The organism is Xanthomonas sp. A1809 (genome assembly GCF_017746015.1).
In the GTDB taxonomy this organism is placed as follows: domain Bacteria; phylum Pseudomonadota; class Gammaproteobacteria; order Xanthomonadales; family Xanthomonadaceae; genus Xanthomonas; species Xanthomonas euvesicatoria.
The window spans coordinates 181,678-206,096 of the sequence record NZ_JAGHWZ010000003.1; the positions used below are offsets into that span (position 1 = coordinate 181,678).

At 65.4% G+C, this 24,419-nt stretch carries 18 protein-coding genes and 1 other RNA gene; 10 read left to right on the forward strand and 9 right to left on the reverse strand.

The window, feature by feature from the left end:
• Positions 1-204 precede the first annotated feature (204 nt).
• Entirely contained in the window at positions 205-981 is a 777-nt protein-coding gene (gene xopAV / locus J7396_RS01925) for a type III secretion system effector XopAV (RefSeq protein WP_209260875.1), read from the forward strand.
• A gap of 63 nt (positions 982-1,044) precedes the next feature.
• Here the strand turns inward: xopAV and J7396_RS01930 are convergent, their stop codons facing one another.
• Positions 1,045-1,674, reverse strand: coding sequence for a TetR/AcrR family transcriptional regulator (locus tag J7396_RS01930; RefSeq protein WP_008574141.1), 630 nt, complete (start codon positions 1,672-1,674; stop codon positions 1,045-1,047).
• A 207-nt stretch (positions 1,675-1,881) separates the two neighbouring features.
• Between J7396_RS01930 and J7396_RS01935 the strand changes: the two genes are divergently transcribed.
• From J7396_RS01935 to J7396_RS01945, 3 genes are all read left to right on the forward strand, one after another.
• Positions 1,882-2,670, forward strand: a complete 789-nt coding sequence (locus tag J7396_RS01935; protein WP_209260876.1) for a histidine phosphatase family protein — start codon at positions 1,882-1,884, stop codon at positions 2,668-2,670.
• A complete protein-coding gene (locus J7396_RS01940) occupies positions 2,670-3,539 on the forward strand; it encodes an NAD(P)H-hydrate dehydratase (RefSeq protein ID WP_122272187.1) in 870 nt (289 codons plus the stop codon). Before J7396_RS01935 ends, J7396_RS01940 begins: the two co-directional genes overlap by 1 nt.
• A gap of 322 nt (positions 3,540-3,861) precedes the next feature.
• Positions 3,862-5,340: a glycoside hydrolase family 30 protein gene (locus J7396_RS01945; protein ID WP_031421508.1), complete on the forward strand. Its 1,479-nt coding sequence runs from the start codon at positions 3,862-3,864 to the stop codon at positions 5,338-5,340.
• 129 nt (positions 5,341-5,469) lie between these two features.
• On the opposite strand, the gene J7396_RS01950 is transcribed toward J7396_RS01945, so the two are convergent.
• The 3 genes from J7396_RS01950 to J7396_RS01960 form a co-directional block, all read right to left on the reverse strand.
• Positions 5,470-7,275 (reverse strand): glycoside hydrolase family 15 protein, encoded by a 1,806-nt coding sequence (locus tag J7396_RS01950; protein WP_209260877.1) that lies wholly within the window; start codon positions 7,273-7,275, stop codon positions 5,470-5,472.
• Positions 7,272-8,174, reverse strand: a complete 903-nt coding sequence (locus tag J7396_RS01955) for an SDR family oxidoreductase (protein ID WP_029818864.1) — start codon at positions 8,172-8,174, stop codon at positions 7,272-7,274. The genes J7396_RS01950 and J7396_RS01955 overlap by 4 nt, the downstream gene beginning before the upstream one ends.
• Before the next feature lie 427 nt (positions 8,175-8,601).
• Positions 8,602-10,956, reverse strand: a complete 2,355-nt coding sequence (locus J7396_RS01960; RefSeq protein WP_008574133.1) for a GH92 family glycosyl hydrolase — start codon at positions 10,954-10,956, stop codon at positions 8,602-8,604.
• A 127-nt stretch (positions 10,957-11,083) separates the two neighbouring features.
• Here J7396_RS01960 and J7396_RS01965 point away from each other — a divergent pair.
• Positions 11,084-11,160, forward strand: a non-coding RNA gene (locus tag J7396_RS01965) — sX9 sRNA.
• Positions 11,161-11,373: 213 nt separating this feature from the next.
• Here J7396_RS01965 and J7396_RS01970 read toward each other — a convergent pair.
• Positions 11,374-12,354 carry an SDR family oxidoreductase gene (locus tag J7396_RS01970; RefSeq protein ID WP_209260878.1) on the reverse strand — a complete coding sequence of 327 codons (981 nt, stop codon included), beginning with the start codon at positions 12,352-12,354 and terminating at the stop codon, positions 11,374-11,376.
• A 161-nt stretch (positions 12,355-12,515) separates the two neighbouring features.
• On the opposite strand from J7396_RS01970, the gene J7396_RS01975 reads away from it, so the two are divergent.
• The 3 genes from J7396_RS01975 to J7396_RS01985 all read left to right on the forward strand — a co-directional run bounded on the left by J7396_RS01975 (position 12,516) and on the right by J7396_RS01985 (position 15,506).
• Positions 12,516-13,145 carry an alpha-ketoglutarate-dependent dioxygenase AlkB gene (locus J7396_RS01975; RefSeq protein ID WP_209260879.1) on the forward strand — a complete coding sequence of 210 codons (630 nt, stop codon included), beginning with the start codon at positions 12,516-12,518 and terminating at the stop codon, positions 13,143-13,145.
• A gap of 349 nt (positions 13,146-13,494) precedes the next feature.
• The gene (locus J7396_RS01980; RefSeq protein ID WP_109292026.1) at positions 13,495-15,204 is read left to right on the forward strand and encodes an FAD-dependent oxidoreductase; all 1,710 of its coding nucleotides are present in this window, start codon (positions 13,495-13,497) and stop codon (positions 15,202-15,204) included.
• A complete protein-coding gene (locus J7396_RS01985; protein WP_008574123.1) occupies positions 15,201-15,506 on the forward strand; it encodes a UBP-type zinc finger domain-containing protein in 306 nt (101 codons plus the stop codon). Before J7396_RS01980 ends, J7396_RS01985 begins: the two co-directional genes overlap by 4 nt.
• 203 nt (positions 15,507-15,709) lie before the next feature.
• Here J7396_RS01985 and J7396_RS01990 read toward each other — a convergent pair whose 3' ends face one another.
• Positions 15,710-16,456 (reverse strand): EAL domain-containing protein, encoded by a 747-nt coding sequence (locus J7396_RS01990; RefSeq protein ID WP_209260880.1) that lies wholly within the window; start codon positions 16,454-16,456, stop codon positions 15,710-15,712.
• Positions 16,457-16,604: 148 nt separating this feature from the next.
• Between J7396_RS01990 and J7396_RS01995 the strand changes: the two genes are divergently transcribed.
• Both J7396_RS01995 and J7396_RS02000 read left to right on the forward strand, forming a co-directional pair.
• On the forward strand, positions 16,605-17,243 hold the full coding sequence (locus tag J7396_RS01995; protein ID WP_008574119.1) for an HD domain-containing protein: 639 nt from the start codon (positions 16,605-16,607) through the stop codon (positions 17,241-17,243).
• A gap of 234 nt (positions 17,244-17,477) precedes the next feature.
• Positions 17,478-20,006, forward strand: a complete 2,529-nt coding sequence (locus J7396_RS02000) for an excinuclease ABC subunit UvrA (protein WP_209260881.1) — start codon at positions 17,478-17,480, stop codon at positions 20,004-20,006.
• Between the two features lie 417 nt (positions 20,007-20,423).
• On the opposite strand, the gene J7396_RS02005 is transcribed toward J7396_RS02000, so the two are convergent.
• The 3 genes from J7396_RS02005 to J7396_RS02015 are packed head-to-tail and all read right to left on the reverse strand — an operon-like array spanning position 20,424 to position 24,357.
• Positions 20,424-22,721, reverse strand: a complete 2,298-nt coding sequence (locus tag J7396_RS02005) for a xanthine dehydrogenase family protein molybdopterin-binding subunit (RefSeq protein ID WP_209260882.1) — start codon at positions 22,719-22,721, stop codon at positions 20,424-20,426.
• The gene (locus J7396_RS02010) at positions 22,718-23,806 is read right to left on the reverse strand and encodes a xanthine dehydrogenase family protein subunit M (protein ID WP_209260883.1); all 1,089 of its coding nucleotides are present in this window, start codon (positions 23,804-23,806) and stop codon (positions 22,718-22,720) included. Before J7396_RS02010 ends, J7396_RS02005 begins: the two co-directional genes overlap by 4 nt.
• Positions 23,779-24,357 (reverse strand): (2Fe-2S)-binding protein, encoded by a 579-nt coding sequence (locus tag J7396_RS02015; protein ID WP_136733014.1) that lies wholly within the window; start codon positions 24,355-24,357, stop codon positions 23,779-23,781. Before J7396_RS02015 ends, J7396_RS02010 begins: the two co-directional genes overlap by 28 nt.
• Positions 24,358-24,419: the final 62 nt, after the last annotated feature.

Genomic DNA, 24,419 nt, shown 5'->3' on the forward strand with positions numbered 1-24,419 from the left:
CGCTGGCGCGGCGGGATCGGCGCCGGCTGTGGTGGCCAACGTGCGCGTTCAACACGATCGCCAGCCACCCTGCTGGTTTGCCTGCGGCGATACGTGGCGCGTGCGTGCACCGCCTGCGCACTTTGGCAAGCTCCGTGCCGCTTGTTTCGTGTTCGGCAATGGTTTTTCGGCCGGATGCGTCATGCCCGATCACGCTGGGGAACAATGGCGCGCATCGATAGCGGAGAAGTGACGATGCGGCCTTTAGCATTGACGTCCGTCACGCGCCGAGGCGCCAGGCGCGAGCAGCAAGAGGGTGCGACCGTGGCAGATGCCGGCCCGCCTGCACCGGCCAACGACCCGCATGCCAATACGCAGTTGGCCCAGAGCCTGCCGCGGCGCCCCGTGCGCGAGGCGCGGCTGAGGGCGCCTGGCACGCCGCGTGGCGTCCCCCTCGTCAATCTAGGGCGAACGATGGCCCATTTGGGCGCCGTCGGGGCCGCAGTATGGGGCGGTTTTGCGGCAATCCAGGCGCCTGCAGCGGCGGCCTACGGCTATTTCAACGATGACCTGTATTACAAGAATCTTGCTGTAGTCAGTGGCTACCAGGCAGTGGGAGCGCTGGCCGCATTCCTGGGAATGGGGCTGGCCGACGTGTTGGCCGCGCGCTACGTGGAGGCGCAAAGCCGGTGGTACGAAGTGCCGACCAAGGCGCAGCGCGCAAGCGAGTTGGGAGCCACCGAGGCCTGCCTGGATCAGGCGGTCGACATGGTGACCAGATTGGACGCCGACCCTCCTGGGCCTGGCATGGACGAAGGCGAGCGGCTGGCCTTGGCCAGGGATCTGATGCACCTCATGACGGTAGAACGTTCCCGTCTGCCACCAGACCTATGGCGAGCAGCGCGCGGGGCCGGCAACGATGCGTACGGCCTGGTCGCCCGGCTACTGCAGGCCGCCAGAGCGCGTGCAGCGGAAGAGGCATCCACGTCGTCGGCAGGTTGAGCGCGCCTGCCGGCCAGGTGCCGGGGCGCGGCCCGCAATCGCCGAGCCGGTGCTGCTCGAGGATTACACCGGCGCCGACTTGAGGATGCCCGACAAACTCTCCCGCAGGATCAACTGCAGATGCATGCGGTTGAGTTCCATGCCGCTGGTCATCACGCTGTGCAGGCCGCCGCACATGGCAGCGACGGCGAAGACGCGGGCCTGGAATTCGTGTTCGCTGCTGGCGGTGTCGGTATGGCCGCGGAGCAGGCGCTTGAGCAATGCGCTGAGGTGTTCGATCAGCGATGCGCTCTGCCGGCGCATGAAGGCGGCCAGCACCGGGTCGCGCAGGGTGGCCAGGTGCAGCTCCAGGTCGATGCGGGTGCGCTTGATGTTGATTTCCTGCAGCAGCCAGTCTTCGAGCAGGCCGGCGATGAAGTCCACCACGTGCACGTTGGCCGGGCGTTCCACCAGCCACATCTGACGGATGGCGCGCATGTAGTTGCGTTCGAGCAATGCGCGCACCAGCGCGTCCTTGTCTTCGAAGCGCTGCAGCAGGCTGCCGCATGACAGACGGGTGCGTTCGGCGATGAGTTCGAAGCTGGTGGCCGAAAGGCCGATCTCGTCGATGCAGCGTTCGGCGGCATCCAGTACGTCGTCTAGCAGGAGCTCTTCGCGCTGTTTTGCGGTGCGCAGCTGAAGGACGTTGGACATGGGCGAGCGGCGTGGCGGGGGCCTGCAGTATACCGAGCCAGGGTTATGCATCCGTTGGAGCGGCGTTGGTCCGTGCCATGGCGCATGTTCCTTGCGGCATGCACCGTGTGCGGGCTCATGCATGACACCGGTAGCGCGGCGGCGCATGGCCGCACGCATGGTCGACCACCCGTTCACGGCGGCTGTGCGACACGTGGTGCCGACGTGATGCAGGAGACGGATGTGAGTGAGGACAGTGCGGTTGCAGGGGTGTCGGCGCAGTGGCCGGCGCGCCTGTGGGTGGTGCGGCATGGGCAAAGCGCAGGCAACGTGGCGCGCGATGTGGCCGAGTCCAATGGCGCGACGCTGATCGACCTGGAGCACCGCGATGCGGACGTGCCGCTCTCGGCGCTGGGCGAGCGCCAGGCCGAAGCCTTGGGCGCGTGGATGGCTGGGCTCCCCGAACACGAGCGGCCGACCTTGATCCTGAGTTCGACCTATGTGCGCGCGCGGCAGACCGCCGCTGCGGTTGCGCGTGCGCTCGGCCGGCCGGCCGATGCGGTCAGCGTGGACGAGCGGCTGCGCGAGAAAGAATTCGGCGTGCTCGACCGCTACACCACGTCCGGCATCCTGGCGACGTTTCCGGAGCTGGCCGAGCAGCGCAAGCTGGTGGGCAAGTTCTATTTTCGCCCGCCTGGTGGCGAGAGCTGGTGCGATGTGATCTTTCGGTTGCGCAGCATCGTGGGCGACCTGCAGCGCAACCATGTGGGGGCGCGCGTGCTGATCGTGGGGCACCAAGTGATCGTCAATTGCTTCCGTTACCTGATCGAGCGGATGGACGAGGCCACCATCCTGGCCATCGACCGCGAAGGCGATGTGCCCAATTGTGGCGTCACCGAATATGCGGCCGCGGCCGATGGCCAATCGCTGCGGTTGGTGCGCACCAAGTTCGTACCGCCAGAGCTGGCCGATGAGCCGGTAACCACCGAATCCGACCGCCCGGCCGGAGCGCGCTGATGGCTGCCGCACGCCTTCGCACGCTGAGCGCTGCTGCATTGCGTGCGATGCCGCTGCCATCGCCCGGCGGCGACAAGGAGCAGCGGGGGCGCGTGTTGGTGGTGGGTGGCTCGATGCGCGTGCCCGGTGCGGCACTGCTGGCCGGAGAAGCTGCATTGCGCGCGGGCGCCGGCAAATTGCAGATCGCCACCGCTGCCAGCGTGGCGCCGGCCATGGCCCTGGCGGTGCCCGAGGCATTGGTGCTGGGGCTGGGGCAGAACGGGCAGGGCGAGATCACGCGCGGGCACCGTGCGTTGGATGCGGCGCTGGCAGCCTGCGACGCCGCCGTGATCGGGCCGGGCATGGCGTCCACCACAACGACAACGGCGCTGGTCAGGCTGGCCGCTGCAAAGGCGGTCTGTACCTTGGTGTTGGACGCCGGTGCGTTATCGCGCAGCCTGCGTGCGCCGCCCGGGCGCCCATTTGTCCTGACGCCGCATGCCGGCGAAATGGCAACGCTCGCCGGCGACGACAAGGCTGCAGTGGAAGCGGCGCCCGGCGAGTATGCGCTGACCTTCGCGCAGAAAATGCGCAGCGTGGTGATCGTCAAGGGCGCGGACAGCTTTATCGCCGGGCCGGACGGGGCGTTGTGGGTGCATCGCGGTGGCGTGCCTGGGTTGGGCACGTCGGGATCTGGCGACACCTTGGCCGGATTGATCGCAGGGTTCGCTGCACGGGGCAGCGATGCATTGACCGCTGCGCTATGGGGCGTGTTCGTGCATGCGGCGGCGGGCAAGCAACTGGCAAAGCGCATCGGCACGGTGGGCTTCTTGGCGCGCGAGATCCCGCCGGAAGTGCCAGGCATCCTGGATCGTTTGTCGCGTAGGTGATCACGCCCCTCTCCCCGCGGGAGAGGGGCTGGGGTGAGGGTGCTGTTGCTGGGATTGGTGCAGATTGAAGTTTTGTATTTCCTGCAATTTGTGATGCATCACAAACTGCCGGCATCGCCACGTGTGCACGTCCCCTCATCCGGCCCTGCGCGCCACCTTCTCCCCCATCAAGGGGAACGATGTCCCGGAGGGAGAAGGGAAGCTCGATTCGCGCTTGCGCTCGTTTGGAAGGCGATGTTGCGGTGCGTTGGTCGGTTAGGCTTGCGCGATCTACCTGGGAGGGTGCGCGGTGAAGCGAGCGATGACGTGGTCGGTGGTGGGAATGCTGGGGATGGGGCTGGGCACGGCGAGCAGCGCGAGCGCCGCAACGGCGGCCATGGCACACGCGGCAGCTCTGGCAGCATCGGATGCCAGCCCACCAGCGACGAACAACGATGGCGCGTTGCGTATCTACACCAGCTCTCAGGGCGCCACGCAACAGATGCGCGCCAGCACGGCGGCCGCTCCTGTCGCCGGCCATGCATTGACCGAAAAAGAAAACTCCATCTTCGTCAATCCGCAGCGGCAATTTCAGCAGGTGCTGGGTATCGGTGGCGCGATCACCGATTCCAGCGCAGAGACCTTTGCCAAGCTGCCCAAGCGTACGCAACGTGCGTTGCTCACGGCCTACTACGATCCGCAACAGGGCATCGGCTACACGCTGGCGCGCACCACCATCCATAGCTCGGATTTCAGTAGAGGCAGCTACACCTACATCAAGGAGGGCGATGCGGCGCTGAAGAGTTTTTCGGTCAAGCACGATGCCAAGTACCGCATCCCGATGTTGCGCCAGGCGATTGCGGCGGCCGGCGGCAAGCTCACCACATTTGCCAGCCCATGGAGTGCGCCGGCCTTCATGAAAGACAGCAAGACCATGCTCAAGGGCGGCAAGCTATTGCCCGAGTACGCGCAGGCCTGGGCAAGCTACTACACGCGCTTTATCGCGGCATACGAAAAAGCGGGCATCCCGATCTGGGGCATCAGCCTGCAGAACGAGCCGATGGCGGTGCAGACCTGGGAGTCGATGCTGTTTTCGGCCGAGGAAGAACGCGACTTCTTGAAGCATCATCTCGGGCCCACCATGGCCAGCGCCGGCTACGGCGATCGCAAGATCATCGTGTGGGACCACAACCGCGACATGATGGTGCACCGCGCGCATGTGATCTTCGACGATCCGGAGGCGGCAAAATATGCGTGGGGCATGGGCTTTCATTGGTATGAAACCTGGGCCGGATTCGAGCCGATGGTGGAGAACGTGGCGGCAGTGGCGCAGGCGTACCCGGACAAGCACTTGCTGTTGACCGAAGCGGCGGTGGAAAAGTTCGACCCGGCCAAGTTGCAGTACTGGCCCAATGGCGAGCGCTACGGCACGGCCATCATCAACGACCTCAATCATGGCGCAGTGGGCTGGACGGACTGGAACATTCTGCTCGACCAACACGGTGGGCCGAACCACGTGGGCAACTATTGCTTTGCGCCGGTGCATGCCGATACGCGCACGGGCGAGGTGATCTACACGCCGAGCTATTGGTACATCGGCCACTTTTCCAAATTCATCCGGCCGGGTGCACGACGGGTCAGCGCAGCCAGCAGCCGTAGCAATCTGGCAACCACCGCGTTTCTCAACACCGATGGCAGCCTGGCCATGGTGGTCATGAATGCCAGCGACGCTGCGATTGCTTACAACCTGTATGTGGGCGAGGCATCCAGCACGTTGGAGATTCCGGCGCATGCGATCCAGACCGTGGTACTGGCGCAGTAAACGAATCGACGCACTTGGTTGAGCTGCGTTCTGGCGCAGCTGCATCCACCGAGCGTGCTCCTTCTGCCGATGGGAGAAGGAGTTTGCGGCGATAACAGCCTGGTGAAGGCGACAGATGCTGCGCTTCGCTTATTCGCCATCCACGGCCAGCGCCGCGTGGATCAGCGCAAGGTGGCTCAAGCCTTGCGGGACGTTGCCCAGCGCGGCGCCCGTGCTCGTGTCCAGCATCTGCGGCATCAGCGCGACATCGTTGCCCAGCTGTTCCAGCAACTGTTCGAACAAGCGCCTGGCTTCAGCACGCTCGCCGAGCAGGCCATAGGCTTCCACCAGCCAGAACGAGCAGGCAATAAATGCGCCTTCGCGTTGTTGCATGCCGCTGTAGCGGTGCAGCAATGCGTCGCTGCCAAGTTCTGAGGCAATGGCATCGCGGGTGGCGATCATGCGCTGGCGGCGCGGCCCGCCCAGCCCAAAGCGCGAGGCCAACAGCAGGCTTGCGTCCAGGTCGTCGGTGCCCGCGTAGAAGGTGTAAGCCTGCTTGGCGTCGGACCAGCAGTGCATGTCGATCCACTCGAGAATCCGCGCCTGTTCGCGTTCCCAGCGTGGCAGCATCGCGGTGGAGAGATGGCCGGCCTTGGCCAGCTCGCTGGCGCGGCGTAGCGCCAGCCAGCATTCCACTTTGGACATGGTGTAATGCTCGGCGGTTTCCAGTTCCCAGAAGCCGGCGTCCTTGCGCATCCAGGTGTTGGCGCATTCGTTGCCGAGCTCGAACAACTGGCGTGCGGTTTCCTGGTCCAGGATGTGCCCGGCATCAAGAAAGCGCGCGGCCATTTCGAAGATATCGCCGTACAGGCACAGCTGCAGCTGGTTGTTGGCGGTGTTGCCAACCCGCACCGGGCGCGTATTGCAATAACCGGGAATGTCGATCTCGCGTTCGTCCGGCACCAACGCGCCATCCAGGGTGTAGCAGGGGCGCACGCCAGGCCGATGCTGGCGGATGGTGCGCATCAACCAGCTAAACGCGGCCTTGGCATCGGCCAATGCGCCCACGCGCAGGAAGGCCTTGGTGGTGTAGGCGGCATCGCGGACCCAGGCATAGCGATAATCCCAATTGCCATTTGCGCCAATCTGCTCCGGCAATGACGTGGTGACCGCAGCGGCGATGGCGCCGGTAGGCGAAAACCACAGGAACTTGAGCGCCAGCGCAGAGCGCACGACCGCATCGTGGTAACTATTGGCGTAAGACAGGTTGCCGCTCCACTCGCGCCACTCCTGGTCGCTGCGCTCGATGCGCCCACCGATGTCTTCCAGCGCGGGCACCGGGAGCGCATCTTCTTCGGCGGCCAGCAACGCAACGACCTGTGTGTCGCCTGCGCGGATCGCCAGCGTGGCGTGCACGCCGCGGTCGTCGCAGTGCACCATCTGCGCTGCCTCCGTGTCGTAGCGCAGCATGGTCATGAGCGGGCCGACGTGATGCACACGGCCGTTCGGCGTCTCGCTTTGCCAGGGAGTGGCTTCTCCGGCACGTGTACCGGGGCGGTAGATCAGGTCGAAGACAACGCGGCCTTCGAGACCTTCGATGCGTCGCGCAAGTTCCGACCACGGCAGCCGGCCGGCTTCGCCGCTGTTGAGCGACTCGGTCAGACGTGCGCTGCCGGTTGCGGTGCTGAAGGTCGTTTCGAGAATATTGCTGCCATCACGGTATCGGCGCTGTACCTGCTGCAGCTGTTGCGGCGTGAGGGCAAAATAGCCGCCTTCGCCTGCATCCAACAGGCGATCGAACAACGGCGGCGAGTCCATCTTCGGCACGCACCACCAATCGATGCTGCCATCGGCACCGCATAACGCCACCGAGCGCCCGTCGCCAATCGCCGCATAAGCGGCGATTGGCAAGGTGCCGGTGGCATCACGCTGAAACTCGGCGCCGGGACGGCTCAAGACAACAGCAGGCCGCCGGTGGCACCGAACACTTCGCCGGTGACGTAGCTCGATTCCTGCGATGCCAGAATCACATACAGCGGCGCCATTTCTACCGGCTGGCCGGCGCGCTTGAGCGGCGTCTCCGAGCCGAAATCGGGAATCTTTTCCGGCGGCTGACCACCGCTGGGCTGCAGCGGCGTCCACACCGGTCCGGGCGCGACTGCGTTGACGCGGATCCCCTTCTCGGCAACTTGCTGCGCCAGGCCCTTGGTGAAGTTGACGATGGCCGCCTTGGTGGAGGCGTAGTCGAGCAGCGTCGGCGAGGGCTGGTACGACTGGATCGAGCCGGTGTTGATGATGGATGCGCCCGGCGGCAAATGCGGGATGGCGGCCTTGCATAGCCAGAACATCGCATAGACGTTGGTCTTGTAGGTGGCGTCGAACTGCTCGGTCGTGATGTCTGCGATGTCTTTCACGGCGGTCTGTTTGCCCGCGATATTGACCAGGACATCCAGCCCGCCGAGCTCTTTCACTGCACGGTCCACCAGTTCGGTGCAAAACGCCTCGTTCTTGAGGTCACCCGGAACGCTGATGGCTTTGCGCCCTTCTGCCTGGATCAGCTGCACCACTTCGGCTGCGTCCTGTTCTTCTTCAGGCAGGTAATTGAGCACGATATCCGCACCTTCGCGTGCAAAGGCAATGGCGGTGGCGCGCCCGATGCCGGAGTCTGCGCCGGTGATCAGGGCCTTGCGGCCCTGCAGACGACCGAAGCCCTTGTAGCTGTGCTCGCCATGGTCTGCCTTGGGCTGCAGTTCGTGGATGGTGCCCGGTGCCTGCTGGGTTTGGTGCGGAAATTGCGGCTGCGGGAACTGGGTCAACGGGTTCTGCATTTCGTACTGATTCTTGGTGCCGGACATGCACACTCTCCTGCATTGGGGGAAGGGCAGGCACGCAGTCGTCGTGCGTACCGATGACCGGCAGTGTGGAAAGCGAGGCGATGCGTATCAGTGAACGAAAGTTGTGCATCATGTGAATGCGTGACGGCGGTGCACGCCGTGCGATCACCTCGGCATTGAAAACGTCGCATTCAGAAACCGGCGGCAGACAAGCGCGTGCGTCATGCAGGAATCGACGGCGCTGGCACTGCTGGCGACATGGCAGCGGTGGTGGAACGCGCTGCGTGCGGCTTGCGCATGCGGATCTGTTACCGAGTCAGAAACCGAGTGCCACTGCGAATGCCGCTACCGACCTAGCGAACATCAGCTCGTGGCCGCGCAGACACCGCATCTGCTGCGGTTGCATCGCTACAGGATCATCCGGCCGCTACCTTGCAATTGCGTTGGATCATTGCAGCTGCGCCGACATCGAATACGGCCGCTGCGCTGGGTCGGTGGCCCACTGCTGATTCGGTTTCGCCTGCATGCGGAAACGCAATTCACCGCCAGCCTGGATTTGTTCGTGTGTCACGTAAGCGTGGGTCAACGGTGTGCCGTTGAGCGTGACGCTGCCGACGTAGCTGCGTGCATCGCTCAAGCCCTCGGCGATGATCGCGAAACGCTTCCCATTGGGCAGGTTGAGCGTAGCGCGCGGCAGGAACGGGCGGCCGATGATGTATTGATTGCTGCCGGGCGCCACCGGGTAGAAACCCAGCGTGGTGAACACGTACCAGGCCGACATCTGGCCGAGGTCGTCGTTGCCGGCCAGGCCCTCGGGCCCTGCGTGATACTGGCTGCGCATGATCTGGGTCAGGCGCGCCTGCGTGCGCCACGGTTGGCCTGCGTACGCATACAGATAGGCAACGTGGTGGCTGGGTTCGTTGCCGTGCGCGTACCAGCCGATCAGGCCGGTGATGTCTTCCATGTGCTCAAAGATCTTCGGGTCCACCTTGGCATCGAACACCGCATCCAGCCGGGCAAGCAATGTGTCGTCGCCGCCATGCGCGGCAGCCAGCCCGGCCACGTCCTGCGGCACGTACCAGGAGTATTGCCACGCGTTGCCTTCGGTGTAGTCGCTGCCGTAGCCACTGGCAGACGGGTCGAACGGCTCGCGGAAGGTGCCGGCGCGGGTGCGTGCGCGCATGTAGCCGGTGGCCGGGTCGAAGGCATGCTTCCAGTTGCCGGCGCGCTGGCTGAATTCTGCGGCGATGGCGGGTTTGCCGAGCTTGTCGGCCATGCGCGCGATGGTCCAGTCGTCGAAGGCGTATTCCAGCGTCTTGGATGCGGCTTCGCCTTCTTCGTCGATGGGCACGTAGCCCAGCTCACGGTATTGCGCAATGCCATCGTACGGGCCGTAGTTGGCGCTGGCGACCATGGCCTGCAAGGCTTCCTCTGCGTCGAAGCCGCCGATGCCTTTCATATACGCGTCGGCAATCACCGCGACGGCGTGGTAGCCGATCATGCACCAGGTTTCCAGGCCGTGGAATGCCCATACCGGCAGGATGCCGTAGGCGCTTTGGCGACGCGAGGCGAGCAGCGAATTGACCACGTCGCTGCTGCGTTGTGCCGGCTGCACCAGGGTGAGCAGCGGATGCAGGGCGCGGTAGGTGTCCCACAGCGAGAAGGTGGAATAGTTGGTCCAGCCAGTTGCTTGATGCACCGCATTGTCTGGCCCGCGGTAGCGGCCGTCGCTGTCCATGAACAGCGTTGGCCCCAGCAGGGTGTGATACAGCGCGGTGTAGAGCTGGGTGCGCTGTTGCGTGGTGCCTTGTGCATCGATCGCCGACAGCGCCTGCGTCCATTGCGCGCGTGCATCGGCGCGTACGCGATCGAAATCGAAGCCGGGCATTTCGGCATCGAGGTTGGCGATGGCACCGGCCTCGCTGACTGGCGAGAGCGCCACCTTCACCACCAGCGGCGTGCCGTCGTTGGTGACATCGAATACGCCGACCAGTTGCCGGCCTTCAATCTGCGCGCGCTGTGCAGGATTCTTTTCGCCCGGCGGTGGGAACCCCTTGTAGGGGATGTCCTGTTCGGTGTCGTGGAGTTGCGTGGCAGTGAGCGGGCGCGAGAAGCGCATGGCGAAATACAGCTGCCGGCCGGGCGCCCAACCGCGCGTTTCGCGAAAGCCGGTCACCGTGCCATCGCTGCGCACCCGCAGCCGCGACCACTGCACCTTGCCGGGGTAGTCGTACAGGCTGGTGCGCAGGTCGACCAGCACATGCGCCGGCGTGCCTTTCGGAAACTGGTAGCGGTGCACGCCCACACGCGCGCTGGCAGTGAGTTCGGCGCGGATGTTGCGGTCCTTCAGGGTCACTGCGTAATAGCCGGGCTGCGCCTGTTCGCTGGTGTGGTCGAACTGCGCGGTATAGCCGCTGCCCGGCTTGCTGGCATCGCCGCGTTCCAACTTGATGGCGCCAGCTTGCGGCATCAGCAGGATGTCGCCCAGATCCGAATGCCCGGAACCGGAAAAATGCGTGTGCGAGAACCCGACGATGGTGGTGTCGCTGTGCCGGTAGCCGGCCGCCCAGCCGTAGGCGTCCTTGCGCGGCTTGATTTGCGTATCCGGGCTCAGCTGCACCATACCGAATGGCACCGTGGCGCCAGGATAGGTATGGCCTTCGCCGCCGGTGCCGATGAACGGGTCTACCGCGTCGAAGGCAGCTGCAGGCGTGCGCGGCGCAGCGTTGCCGAAAACTGCGACGACAGCGGCAAGCACTGCCAGCCAACGGGCCCGACGCGGGGCGATCAAGCGAGGCGACATGCAGATTGCTCCAGGCGGATGCAGCGCCGGACCGTAGCACAGCTGCGTGGGCGCGCTACACCCTGGAGCCGCTAACAAAAGCCATTGCGTAGCCGCCAGGCGGGCGCGGCCGGTGCCCGGAATCGGCATGTACCACGCGCACACTGCGGTGATGAGCGCACCGTCCGCGCCCACCCGACGGCTGCGCGCTACGTTTTGTTAGCCGCTCTTGGAGGGTGCGATGGCCCTCGCGACCATGGTTGGGTTCGCTGAGCACTCACGGCGTCACGATGTGTGGCCGATCGGCATGCACGGCGGCTCACACGCTTGCTGCCGTGGTGTCGCATTGAGGCTGGTCTACTTTCCCGCGTTGCCGCAGCGTCTGGAAATCGCCGGCAAACGCGCAATTGTCGGCACGGCATTGCAGACTTCAGCGACTCACTTGCGTCGTAAAGCCAGCACTGCCAAACCCGTGACTGCTGCAGCGGCCGCACCGATCAACATCTTGTCGCGCGCAGAGCGTGCCCGCAACGTGGGGCGCCGCCGGTAGCCACCGTCGATGCCGCCGGCAATGCCGGGCGCTGCGAACACATTGCCGCTGGATCGCGCCACCTGTGGTGCTTGCGCAAAATACCGCTTGAAAATACGGTACATGGCGCGCGCCAGGGTCTGCGGTGCCAGCGCATGACCTAGGCGCATCGCATGGACGGCGGTGCCCAACACCACCGTGTTGCGTGGCCGGTCCAGCAGGCGCACGACAGCTGCCGCGACGGTGCGGGTGTCCAGCATCAACGGCGGCCCGCTGATGCGGCGGCCCACGTAATTGGCGCCATGGGTCAGGCCTGGCGTGTCGACGAAGTACGGGTACACATCGCACACGTGGATATGCGGGTAGTCGCTCAGCTCGGCGCGTAACGCTTCGGAAAAGCCGCGCTGGCCGAATTTGCTGGCGCCGTACGCCGCTGCAAACGGCGTGGATGCAAAGCCGCCCGAAGAGATCATGTTGACGAAGATGCCGTGGCCTTGTTCGACGAAGATGGGGATGGCGGCATGGGCGTCGTGCATGCGACCGAGCAGATTGGCGTGGATGACGGCCGCGCTTGCTTCCATCGGTGCCTCGTGGAATTTGCCGACCGTGCCCACCCCGACATTGCCGAACCACAGGTCGATGCGGCCCAGAAAACTCTGCGCGCTGGTGGCCAGTGCCTTGACCTGTTCGGCCTGTTTGACGTCGGTGGGCACCACCAAGACTTCGGCACCGCGCGCACGGCAGCGTTCGGCAACCGCATTGAGGGCTTCTTGGCCGCGTGCAGCCAACACCAGGCGGGCGCCTTGTTCGGCGAATGCTTCTGCAGTGGCTTGGCCGATGCCGCTGGACGCGCCGGAAATCACCACGTGGGCAGGAGGGGTGCGATGCATGCGATGTCTCCACGAAAACGAGCAGGCATGCTTGATCGTCGTGCGTGAACACGGTGCGCCGCTTTGCGTACCGTAGCGTGAAGCTGAACTGGTCGGGCTGGCGCCACGCGTGATGACAGCGTGGCGCTGAAATCGGCGGCAGGCGCCCGCATATCGCGCTGATGGATCTGTTCAACGCTCCCATCGCACCGCTGCAGGTGCTGCACGACCAGCAAGGCGGCGTGCGCTATTGGCCGCAGCTGTTGCCGCCCGCACTTGCGCAGGAGGCGTTCGACGCATTGCGCGATGGCGCCGATTGGCGCAGCCAGCGCCGCGAAATGTACGAGCGGGTCGTGGACGTACCGCGCCTGCTGGCCTCGTATCGGTTGGATGATGCATGGCCTGCGGGATTGCCGCTGCAGTGCTTGCTCGATGCGGTGCAGGCGGTGCTCCCGGCGCCATACAACGCGGTAGGTTTGAATCTGTACCGCGATGGGCGCGACAGCGTGGCAATGCATCACGACGCATTGCACACGCTGGTGGCACCGCACCCGATCGCGCTGCTGTCGCTGGGTGCACCGCGCCGGATGCAACTGCGCGCCAAGGACGGCAGCACGCGGGCGGTTGCGCTGGAGCTGGCGCCGGGGAGCCTGCTGGCGATGAGTCACGCCTCGCAACACACGCACGCGCACGGCATTGCCAAGACCGCGCGCGCGGTGGGCGAGCGCATCAGTGTGGTGTTTCGCGTGCGCCCGGCCCAGCGCATGGCGGCCGGGCAACATGGGCCACACTGGGAGCCTGTGCGATCGTAAGGCACAGGCTTGGGCTCGATTGATTGGCAGCTTGCAAACCGCCTGTACTGCTGCCAGGGACGCACGGCCGTTGCTTCGTGCCGGATGCACCGCATTGCGTTTGCCATGTGCGGTTCGCCCCCGGCCTGAGGACTGCTCGCTAGGTTATTTTCGTGCTGGATGTCCCGCATGCTGGGCGTATGCGGTCTTTACAGCAGCTGCGTGCGCCTGACCGGCAGCAGCGCTCGCTCGCCTACGCGTGCCTGGCGTCTGCGCGCTGTCGTGGCCATCAGTGACCATTTCGGGTGATTGCCATTGCCATCACCACTGCCCATGCTTGCATGTGATCCCCCAGCCGCGTCGCCCCTGCATGTCTTTGGACCAGACCCGCCACCATCAGATGTTTCCCGAGCTGGACGCGGGCCAGTTGTCGATCACCCGGCGCTTTGCCAGCGGGCCGGCGCAACGGTTCGACGCGGGCGACCCCGTGTTCGAGGTCGGCGATGCCCATGCGCCGGTGTGGGTGGTGCTGGAGGGCGCCATCGAAGTGGTGCGCCGCGACGGACTGGGCAACGAAAAGCCGATCACCCGGCACACGCCCGGCCAGTTCACCGGCGAGGTGAGTCAGCTGGCCGGGCGCGCGTCGCTGGCGGCTGGACGTGCCGGGCCGGACGGCTGCCTGGCGCTGCCATTCGATACTGCGCATCTGCGCGCGCTGATGATCAGTTCGGCCGAAGTGGGCGAAGTGGTGATGCGTGCCTTGATCCTGCGCCGCGTTGGGCTGATCGAGGGCGATGCGTCGGGTTCGGTGCTGATCGGCGAGCCTGACGATCCGCATCTGACCCGTTTGCAGGGCTTTTTGACCCGCAACGGCTACCCCAACACGGTGATGGATGTCTCCGACGACGAAGGCCGCGCGTTGGTGGAGCGCCTGGGTATCCAGGAGCACGACCTACCGGTGATGGTGTGCCCGAGCGGGCGCGTGCTGCGCCAGCCCAGCGATGCCGAAGCTGCGCATTGCCTGGGCATGACGCCGGACATCGACCCGGACAAACGCTACGACGTGGCGATTGTCGGCGCCGGCCCTGCCGGCCTGGCGACGGCGGTGTATGCCGCATCCGAAGGCTTGTCGGTGCTGGTACTGGACCAACGCGCCATCGGCGGGCAGGCCGGTGCCTCGGCGCGTATCGAAAATTATCTTGGCTTTCCCACCGGCATTTCCGGGCAGGCGCTGGCCGGGCGCGCCTACAACCAGGCGCTGAAATTCGGCGCGGAACTGGCGATTCCGATCGAAGCGGCCACGCTGGAATGCGGCCGCGACGATGGCGCGCTGAAGCTGGATCTTGCCGATGGCAAACAGCTGCTGGCCAGCACGGTGGTAATCGCCTCGGGCGCGCGTTACCGGCGCCCGGAGATCGATGGCCTGGATCGCTTCGAAGGCCACGGTGTCTCGTACTGGGCCTCGCCGGTGGAGGCGCGCCTGTGCGAAGGCGGCGTGGTGGCGCTGGTGGGCGGCGGCAATTCTGCAGGGCAGGCGGTGGCGTTCCTGGCGCCGCGGGTCAAGGAACTGCACCTGATCATTCGGGGCGATGGGCTGGAGAGCTCGATGTCGCAATACCTCATCGAGCGCATCGCCGCGTTGCCGAACGTGCAGCTGCACACCGGCACCGAAGTGGCCGCGCTGGAAGGCGACCCCGAGCGCGGCCTGCAGGCCGCGGTGTTGCGCACCCGCAAGGACGGTGCAACCGCGCGCGTGGCGTTGCGGCACCTGTTCCTGTTCGTCGGGGCAGATCCCAACACCGGTTGGCTGCAGGACTGCGTGGACACCGACAAACGCGGCTTTGTCATGACCGGCACCGCGCGTGGCGACGGCGTACCGGCGTGCCTGCCGCTGGAAACCAATCGCCCTGGCGTGTTCGCCATCGGCGACGTGCGTGCGGGTTCGGTCAAGCGCGTGGCGGCCGCAGTGGGCGAGGGCGCCGCCGTGGTCGCGCAGATCCATCAGTACCTCGCCCATCAGGCCAACCCGGTGCCGGTCTCCGAACTTGCCAGCGCCACCCAGGAGTCGACCAGCGCATGAGCCAGCACTGCCGCCATACTGATCAAATCCATGCAGTCACCCCCAGTGCGCGTGGCTGCGAGGAGTGCCTGGCCATCGACGGCGTCTGGGTGCATCTGCGCCTGTGCCGCAGCTGCGGCCATGTCGGGTGTTGCGACGATTCGCCCCACCGCCACGCCACCGCGCATCACCACGCCACCGGCCACCCCATCATCGAAGGCTACGACCCGCCTGAAGGCTGGGGCTGGTGCTATGTGGACGAAGTGGAAGTGGAGCTGCCGGATCAGACGCCGCAGCTGGGGCCGATTCCGCGGTATGTGTGAGCGGCGCCGCGTGGTGTTCGGCGGTCGCTGCTGGCTTGCGAGGCGGCCGGGAATCGGGAATCGGGAGTCGGGATTAGGGAATCGTAAGAGCGGCTTCCGCACGTTTCATTGCCGCTGTGTTCGGATGTTGTGGGTCTGTTACGGCGAGTGGCGCCTGCTGCTAGGTGCGCTGAGTTGCTTAGTTCATACGCACAAGCGTGAGCTTACTGCGGCCAATGCACCTTCGGCAGCTCGCCGATCTGCGGTCTGGCGAACAGATAGCCTTGCTGCAGGTGGATGCCCAGGTCGCGCAGGGCGCGGTATTGATCGGGTTGTTCGATGCCTTCGGCAATGACGGCGATGCCGAGTTCTTCGCACATGCGCGTCACGTGGCGCACGATGGCCTGGCGGCTGCGGTCGGTGTCGATCCCGCGGACCAGGGCGATGTCCAGCTTGAGCAGATCCGGCTGGAACTCGGCCAGCAGGCCGAGCCCGGCGTAGCCGGCGCCGAAGTCGTCGATGGCCGTTTTCATGCCGCGCGCTTGATAGGTGCGCAGGATGCCGAGCAGATGCGCCGGGTCGGCGAGATGTTCCTGTTCGCTGACCTCGAAGATGATGGCGTTGAGCGGCCAACCATATTGCGAGGTGGCCGACAGCGTGGCGCGCAGGCAATGCTCGGGGTTATAGACCGCGTTGGGCATGAAGTTGATCGACAGCAGCGCCGGCAAGCCAATCTGCGCAGCGCATTCGATGGCCTTGATGCGGCAGGCCTGGTCGAATGCGTAGCGATTGCGCTCATCCACTGCGGCCAGGATGCTGCCGGCCGACTCGCCGTTGATGCCGCGCACCAGCGCCTCGCCTGCGTAGATGCTGCGGGTGGACACGTCCACGATGGGCTGGAAGGCCATGGTGATCGCGGTGGGGAAGTCCTGGCCGTCGCGGCAGGCATTGCAGACAGGAAGCGTGGTCATGGCGTCAGGTCATCGAACGGCGTAGGTGCAGCCTAGACCTATCGGCCGCAATCGCGTGGGATTGAGCCTGAATCGCTCATGGCAGCATCCTCACCTGTCGGCAGTCGGGCTCGGCGATACTAGGCGCATCGCTCGCATCGGATGCCCCATGACCGCTCTCACCGAACGCTACGCCCTGGCCGTGGACTACGCGCGCATCGCTCACGCCGGGCAGGTGCGCAAGGGCACGCAGGTGCCCTACCTGAGTCATTTGCTGGGCGTCTCGACGCTGGTGCTGGAATGCGGCGGCGATGAGGAACAAGCCATCGCCGGCCTGTTGCACGATGTGGTGGAAGATTGCGGTGGCGGGCACGAGGCCTCGATCCGTGCGCAGTTCGGCGATGCGGTGGCCGATATCGTGATGGCTTGCACCGATGCCACTGCCGAAGACAAGGCCGAGGTGGACAACAGCGAGCGCGCACGCAAACGCGATTGGCGCGAGCGCAAGCAGGCCTATCTTGCGCACCTGCGCAAGACGCCCGAGCGCGCGCTGCTGGTGTCCGGCTGCGACAAACTCTATAACGCGCGCAGCATCGTGCAGGACCTGGAAAATCCTGCCGTCGGTCAGGGCATCTTCGATGTGTTCACTGCCGGGCGCGAAGGCACGCTGTGGTATTACGCCGCGCTGGAAGAGGTCTTCCGTACACGCAATGCCGCCACCGCGCGGTTGTTCAGTGGCGTGGTGACGCGCATGCATGCCCTGGCCGACACCGGTGAGCAGGTGACGCCGGCACATGCGCTGGGCTGAGCGCCGCTGGGAGACGGCGGTACGTCCGGCAGCGGCAGGTACGACGCGCAGATGTGTTGCTGCGCCCTGTCTGCCCTCCATCTGACGAATGCGTCCCGTGCCTCGTCAGCCACCGCGTGCGCCCTGCAGCGCCTGGCACCTCAGGTGTTGCCTGCGCTCGATCACCATCGCTGACACCGGCTGCATGGCGCGCACGCTAGGCTGGCGTCTTGTCGATCTCTGGTTTCGGTAGTCATGTCAAACGCGACGTCTTCCACTGGCCTGGTGCGCGTGCGCGGCGCGCGCGAGCACAATCTCAAGAACGTGGATGTGGATATCCCCCGCGATGCGCTGGTGGTGTTCACCGGCGTTTCCGGCTCGGGCAAGTCGTCGTTGGCGTTCGGCACCATCTTTGCCGAGGCGCAGCGGCGCTATCTGGATTCGATCTCGCCGTATGCGCGGCGGCTGATCGACCAGGTAGGCGTGCCGGAGGTGGATTCCATCGATGGCCTGCCACCGGCAGTGGCCTTGCAGCAGGCGCGCGGCGCGCCGAGTGCACGCTCGTCGGTGGGCAGCGTCACCACCATCTCCAACTCATTGCGCATGCTGTATTCGCGTGCCGGCCAGTACCCGCCGGGGCAGGAGATCATCTACGCCGACGGTTTTTCGCCGAACACGCCTGCGGGGGCATGCCCGACCTGTCACGGCCTGGGGCGCATCTATGACGCCACCGAAGCGACCATGGTGCTGGACCGCAGCCTGAGCATTCGCGAGCGTGCGGTCGCCGCCTGGCCGGGCGCATGGCATGGGCAGAACCAGCGCGACATCCTCACCACGCTGGGCATCGATGTGGATGTGCCATGGCACACGCTGCCGAAGAAGACCCGCGACTGGATTTTGTTCACCGACGAACAGCCGGTGGTGCCGGTATACGCCGGTTACGACCTGGCCGAGGTCAAACGCGCGCTCAAGCGCAAGGAAGAGCCCAGCTACATGGGCACCTTTACCAGTGCGCGGCGTTATGTGCTGCACACCTTTGCCACCACCCAGAGCGCGCAGATGAAAAAGCGCGTGGCGCAGTATTTGCTCAGCACGCAATGCCCACAGTGCGATGGCAAACGCCTGCGCCGCGAGGCCTTGTCGGTCACCTTTGCCGGGCTGGATATCGGGGAGCTGTCGCGGCGCCCGCTGGACGAGGTGGCCGAGCTGCTGCGCCCCGCCGCCGAAGCCGCCCCATCCAAAGGTACGCGTAAAGATGCGCGCCAACATCCGGAACAAGCGATCGCCGCGCAACGCATCGCCGCGGATCTGCGCGCGCGTATCGCCGTCGTACAGGCGCTGGGTCTGGGCTACCTCAGCCTGGAGCGCAGCACGCCCACCTTGTCGCCGGGCGAGTTGCAACGGCTGCGGCTGGCTACGCAGATCCGCTCGCAGTTGTTCGGCGTGGTGTACGTGATGGACGAACCATCGGCCGGCTTGCATCCCGCCGATGCGCAGGCACTGCTGGGTGCGTTGGATCAACTCAAGGCGGCCGGAAATTCGGTCTTCGTGGTCGAACACGAAGTGGACGTGATCCGCCATGCAGACTGGATCGTGGATGTCGGCCCGGCAGCCGGCGTGCAGGGCGGGCAGGTGCTCTACAGCGGGCCGCCCGCGGGATTGGAGCAGGTGCAGGCCTCTTCCACACGGCGCTATCTGTTCGGCACGCCGCCGCAGGTGCATCGCCAGGCGCGCGCGGCACGCGGTTGGTTGCAGCTGCGCGGCATCACCCGCAACAACGTCCGCGCGCTGGATGTGGACCTGCCGTTAGGTGTGTTCACTACCGTGACCGGTGTGTCCGGCTCGGGCAAATCGTCGTTGGTGAGTCAGGCGCTGGTGGAACTGCTGGCCGCCCATCTGGGGCAGGCGCAGGCAGAGGACGAAGAAGCACTGGATCCACTGGAGCGCGGCACGCAGGTGCCGTCGGAGGGTGCGATTGTTGCAGGGCTCGATCAGGTGCGCCGCCTGGTGCGCGTGGATCAAAAACCCATCGGCCGTACTCCGCGCTCCAATCTGGCTACCTACACCGGCCTGTTCGACCCGGTGCGCAAGCTGTTTGCGGCCACGCCCGCCGCGCGCCGGCGCCGCTACGACCCGGGGCAGTTCTCCTTCAACGTCGCCAAGGGCCGCTGTGCCACCTGCGAGGGCGAAGGCTCGGTGTATGTGGAATTGCTGTTCATGCCCAGCGTCTACGCACCGTGTCCCACCTGCCACGGCGCGCGCTATAACGCCAAGACGTTGGAGATCGCGCTACGCGGCCGCAACATCGCGCAGGTGCTGGAAATGACGGTGGATCAGGCAGCCATCTTCTTTGCCGACGATGCCAGCGTGTTGCGCCCGTTGCAGGTGTTGCGCGAAGTGGGGCTGGGCTATCTGCGTCTTGGCCAGCCGGCCACCGAACTGTCCGGTGGCGAAGCGCAGCGCATCAAGCTGGCGACCGAACTGCAACGCGCCCAAAGGCGCGACACCGTCTACGTGCTGGACGAGCCCACCACCGGCCTGCATCCGTCCGACGTGGATACCTTGATGGCCCAGTTGCAAGGGCTGGTCGATGCAGGCAACACCGTGATCGTGGTCGAACACGATATGCGCGTGGCCGCCAGCAGCGACTGGGTGCTGGATATGGGGCCGGGCGCGGGCGGTGCGGGCGGCAACGTCGTGGTGACCGGAGCGCCGGATGTCGTGGCGCGCCATCGTGGCAGCCGCACCGCACCGTTTCTGGCGCAGGTGTTGCGCGGACAATAGAACCAACAGGTCAGCCCGCGCCGCATCGTACGAAATGCCATGCCTGCGATCCCCCGTGAGCCTACGGACGACGCTAACGGATGATGCCGGAAAGCTGTGATGCGTTGCGGGATGTATCTGGCATCGCGGTCAACTTGCCGCTGCCTGCCCAGGCTGATCACCCGCATACCTGCCTGTCGATCACGACCGCTTGTGCAGGTGCGTACGAGCGGTATCGACACATAAGGCAGAGGACGCTGCGCATGACAGGGTTGCAAGTGGCATGCGTCGCATTTGCCGCGCTATCGCACGGCCATGCGTCTGACCGACATGGCAGCGGGCCCAATGCATCGCTGCATTGGGCCCGACTGTTGGGATCACTTCACTTCACTACCCAAAGCGCCAAGCATTGCCTGCAAGCGCAACGTACACTGCAGGTCAGTCCGCCATCACCTTGTCCGGCGTCATCGGCGTGCTGCGGATGCGCTTGCCGGTGGCGTGGAAGATGGCGTTGCAGATCGCCGCAGACACGCCGACCAGGCCGATCTCGCCCACGCCCTTCGCACCCAGGCTGCTGACGACGCGGTCGTCTTCGTGGGCGAAGATCACGTCGATGTCGTGAATGTCGGCGTTGGCGGAGACGTGATACAGCGCCAGGTCGTGATTCATGAAGCGGCCGAAGCGATGGTCCGATTGGGTGTGCTCGTGCAGCGCCTGGCCGATGCCCCAGACCACGCCACCCACGATCTGGCTGCGTGCGGTGATCGGATTGAGGATGCGCCCGGCGGCAACGGCGCTGACCACGCGGGTGACCCGCACCGTGCCCAGTTCTTCGTCCACCCGGACCTCCACAAACACCGCGCCGTGCGTGGCACGGGTGTATTTGCGTTGCTTGAGCACGTTCGGCAGCAGGAGGAACTTATCTTCGATCTGCTCCAGCCCTGCAGTGCGAAGCAGGTCGGTCAGGGCGATGGCGCTGCCGGCATCGGCCCGCAATGCCAGCTTGCCGTCGGCAAAGACCACATCGTCAGGTTTGGCCTTGGCAAAGCGCGAGTCCGGCAGGGCCTGGGCCAGACGCAATAGACGCCCGCGCAGCTTTGCGCACACGCCATCCACTGCCGAGCCCACCGTGGTGACGTGCGAGGAGCCACCTTCGATCGGCGCAACGGGCAAGGTGGAGTCGCCAAGTTGAAACGTCACCTGCTCCAGGGGCAGGCCCAGCGCTTCGGCAGCGATCATCGCCATCACCGTGTAGGTGCCGGTGCCGATATCGCTGGCTGCGCTGCTGACCACCAAACGGCCGTCGGCATGCAGCGCAGCATGTGCGCGCGCGAACATCTGCATCGCATCCCACTGCCCGGTGGCCATGCCCCAGCCCACCCACTCGCTGCCTTCCTTGCGCGTGCGCGGTTGCAGGGGGCGTTGCGCCCAACCGAAGCGCTCTGCCCCTTGCTCGTAACACTGGCGCAGCGCCTTGGTGGAGTAGGGCTTGTTGTCGGCCGGATTGACCTCGGCGTAGTTCTTCAAGCGCAGTGCCAAGGGATCGATGCCGACCTCATAGGCCAACTCGTCCATCGCCACTTCCAGCGCATGCACACCATGCGCGGCGCCGGGCGCACGCATGTCGATGGGGCTGTATTGGTCCAGACTCACCAGCTTGTAGCCCAGGTGCACGTTGTCGCAGGCGTATAACTGACCGCTCCAATTGACCACTACCTCGACGTAGTCTTCGATGCGCGAGGTTTCGGCGATGGCTTCATGCCAGACCGAGCGCAAGGTGCCGTCGCGGTCTGCGCCGAGCTTGAGCCGCTGCAGCGTTTCCGGGCGGTGGCCGAAGGTGAACATCTGTTGCCGCGTCAGCACCACGCGCACCGAGCGATCCAGCAGGATCGACGCCATCACCGCCAGCGGCAACTGATACTGCGGGCGCAGCCCGGAGCCGAACGCGCCGCCCACGTACGGGTTGCGCACCGTCACCTTGCGCTTGCTCAGCCCGAACACGTGCGAGACGTACCAGCGGCTGTTCTGCGAACCTTGCGTTTTGTCGTAAATGGTGAAATGGCCGTCGGCGTCGCGGATGACGGTGGAAGCGAACAATTCCATCGGGTTGTGGTGCTCGATGCCGCTGTAGTAGTCGGCCTGTACCTGGCAGGCGGCATTGTCGAATGCGCTCTGCGGATCGCCCTTGTCCTTGGGCGGCGGCGAAAATCCGGCCTTCAGCGGCTTGGGCGCGTGTGCACGGTCCAGGTTGGTCATCAGGTTGGTGTCGTGCGGGTCCTGCAACAGCTCCACTTCCACCAGATGCGCGGCATGGCGCGCCGCTTCAAAGGTCTCGGCAACCACCAGCGCGATGGGCTGGCCGCTGTACAAGATCTTGTTGTCGTACAACGGACGGAAGGGCGAGCCGGCCGGCGCCGTCATGTCCTTGTAGAACAGGTCCATGCCGCGCATGTGCGGGCGGTTTTCATGGGTGACGATCTCCAGCACGCCGGGGACTGCGCGTGCTGCATCCAGATGGAAGGCAACGATCTCACCCTTGGCAATGCTGCTGTTGACCACCACGCCATAGGCCAGGTCCGGCACCGGCCATTCGGCGGCATAACGCGCCTGGCCGGTGACCTTTGCGCGTCCGTCGATGCGCGTGACGCCGGTGCCGGTGGGGCGATAGCCGGTGCCGCTGTCGGCAACCGGCGGGGTCAGCGCGCTGTCGGACAGGTCAGGGATGCGTGCGTTCATGGCGATTCCTCCAGCGCACTGGTGCGCCCGCGGTTGTCGAGGGTGCCCTCGCGCGCAACGCTCAATGCGCGCACGATGGCGCGGCGTGCCAGCGGCAGCTTGAAGGCGTTCTCGCCCTGCGGTTGTGCACCCTGCAGCAGCGCATCGGCCAGGCGGCCGAAGGTGTCGGCAGTGGCCGGCTGGCCGACCAGCGTTGCCTCTGCATCGGCATTGCGCCAGGGTTTGTGGGCCACGCCGCCCAGTGCCACACGCACCTCGCGAATGCTGCCGTCGTCGGCCAGATCCAGGGCCGCTGCCACCGACACCAGCGCGAACGCATAGGAGAGGCGCTCGCGGATCTTGAGGTAGGCACTATGCGCAACGAAGCGCTGCGCATCGGGCAGATCGATATGCACGATCAATTCGTCCGGCGCCAAGGTGCTATCCAGTTCCGGGTGATCGCCAGGCAGACGGTGGAACTGCGCGAGCGGAATGTCGCGCTCGCCATTGGCGCCCTGCACGTGCACCACGGCATCCAGCGCGGCCAATGCCACGCACATATCCGATGGATGCGTGGCGATGCAATGCGCGCTGGTGCCGAGAATGGCGTTGTATTTGGTCAGCCCGCCAATGGCCGAGCAGCCGGTGCCCGGGTCGCGTTTGTTGCACGGGGTGGCATGGTCGTAGAAATACATGCAGCGCGTGCGCTGCAGCAGGTTGCCGCCATTGCTGGCCATGTTGCGAATCTGCGGCGAAGCGCCGGCCAGAATCGCCGCGCTCAGCAAGGGGTAACGCGTTTCCACCTCCGGGTGATATGCAGTGTCGGCATTGCGCGCCAACGCACCCAGGCGCAGGCCGCCGTCGGGTTGGGTGCTGATGCTGTCCAGCGGCAGCCGATTGATGTCGATCAAACTGCTGGGGCGCATCAGCTGCAGTTTCATCAAATCGGTCAGATTGGTGCCGCCGGCGATGAAGCGTACCGGTGCCTCGGAGGGCACCGGCTGCGTGTCGCCGCTGCGCACTGCAATGGCGCCAAGCGCCGCATCGACGGTGTCCGGGCGTGTGTAGGTGAGCGGAATCATGCCGGCACCGTCCCTGGCGTCCACGGAGTGGCCGCGCTGTCGCTGCTGTCGCTGAGCTTGCCCATCACCTCCATCACGGCATCGGTGATCTGCGGATAGGCACCGCAACGGCAGATATTGCCGCTCATCAGTTCACGTACCTGGTCGCGGTCGTGCGCCTTGCCTTCGTTGATCAAGCCCACGGCCGAGCACAGCTGCCCCGGAGTGCAGTAACCGCACTGAAATGCGTCGTTGGCGATGAAGGCGCGTTGCAGCGGATGCAGTGTGTCGCCATCGGCCAGCCCTTCGACGGTGGTGATGTCGGCGCCGTCCTGCATGACGGCCAGGGTCAGGCAGCTGTTGATGCGGCGGCCATCGACCAGCACCGTGCAAGCGCCGCATTGGCCATGGTCGCAACCTTTCTTGGTGCCGGTGAGGTCGAGGCGGTCGCGCAGCAGGTCGAGCAGGCTCACCCAGGCTTCGAGCTGCAAGTGATACGGCTGACCGTTGATGCGCAGGTTGATCGGGTAGGTCGGCGCACTGGTGGTGGCAGTGGCCGGCGCCGTGTCATGGGCAGTGGCGGGTGTGGCAGTCATGCGAACCCCGTGGCGATGGCTGAGGAGAAGGACCACCACCTTGACGGCGCTGTGGTCAACGC

Excerpts from the sequence above, each read along its gene's own strand:
- xopAV (WP_209260875.1), top strand. The coding sequence starts at position 205 with ATGGCGCGCATCGATAGCGGAGAAGTGACGATGCGGCCTTTAGCATTG.
- J7396_RS01930 (WP_008574141.1), bottom strand. The coding sequence starts at position 1,674 with ATGTCCAACGTCCTTCAGCTGCGCACCGCAAAACAGCGCGAAGAGCTC.
- J7396_RS01935 (WP_209260876.1), top strand. The coding sequence starts at position 1,882 with ATGCAGGAGACGGATGTGAGTGAGGACAGTGCGGTTGCAGGGGTGTCG.
- J7396_RS01940 (WP_122272187.1), top strand. The coding sequence starts at position 2,670 with ATGGCTGCCGCACGCCTTCGCACGCTGAGCGCTGCTGCATTGCGTGCG.
- J7396_RS01945 (WP_031421508.1), top strand. The coding sequence starts at position 3,862 with ATGCTGGGGATGGGGCTGGGCACGGCGAGCAGCGCGAGCGCCGCAACG.
- J7396_RS01955 (WP_029818864.1), bottom strand. The coding sequence starts at position 8,174 with ATGTCCGGCACCAAGAATCAGTACGAAATGCAGAACCCGTTGACCCAG.
- J7396_RS01960 (WP_008574133.1), bottom strand. The coding sequence starts at position 10,956 with ATGTCGCCTCGCTTGATCGCCCCGCGTCGGGCCCGTTGGCTGGCAGTG.
- J7396_RS01970 (WP_209260878.1), bottom strand. The coding sequence starts at position 12,354 with ATGCATCGCACCCCTCCTGCCCACGTGGTGATTTCCGGCGCGTCCAGC.
- J7396_RS01975 (WP_209260879.1), top strand. The coding sequence starts at position 12,516 with ATGGATCTGTTCAACGCTCCCATCGCACCGCTGCAGGTGCTGCACGAC.
- J7396_RS01980 (WP_109292026.1), top strand. The coding sequence starts at position 13,495 with ATGTCTTTGGACCAGACCCGCCACCATCAGATGTTTCCCGAGCTGGAC.
- J7396_RS01985 (WP_008574123.1), top strand. The coding sequence starts at position 15,201 with ATGAGCCAGCACTGCCGCCATACTGATCAAATCCATGCAGTCACCCCC.
- J7396_RS01990 (WP_209260880.1), bottom strand. The coding sequence starts at position 16,456 with ATGACCACGCTTCCTGTCTGCAATGCCTGCCGCGACGGCCAGGACTTC.
- J7396_RS01995 (WP_008574119.1), top strand. The coding sequence starts at position 16,605 with ATGACCGCTCTCACCGAACGCTACGCCCTGGCCGTGGACTACGCGCGC.
- J7396_RS02000 (WP_209260881.1), top strand. The coding sequence starts at position 17,478 with ATGTCAAACGCGACGTCTTCCACTGGCCTGGTGCGCGTGCGCGGCGCG.
- J7396_RS02005 (WP_209260882.1), bottom strand. The coding sequence starts at position 22,721 with ATGAACGCACGCATCCCTGACCTGTCCGACAGCGCGCTGACCCCGCCG.
- J7396_RS02015 (WP_136733014.1), bottom strand. The coding sequence starts at position 24,357 with ATGACTGCCACACCCGCCACTGCCCATGACACGGCGCCGGCCACTGCC.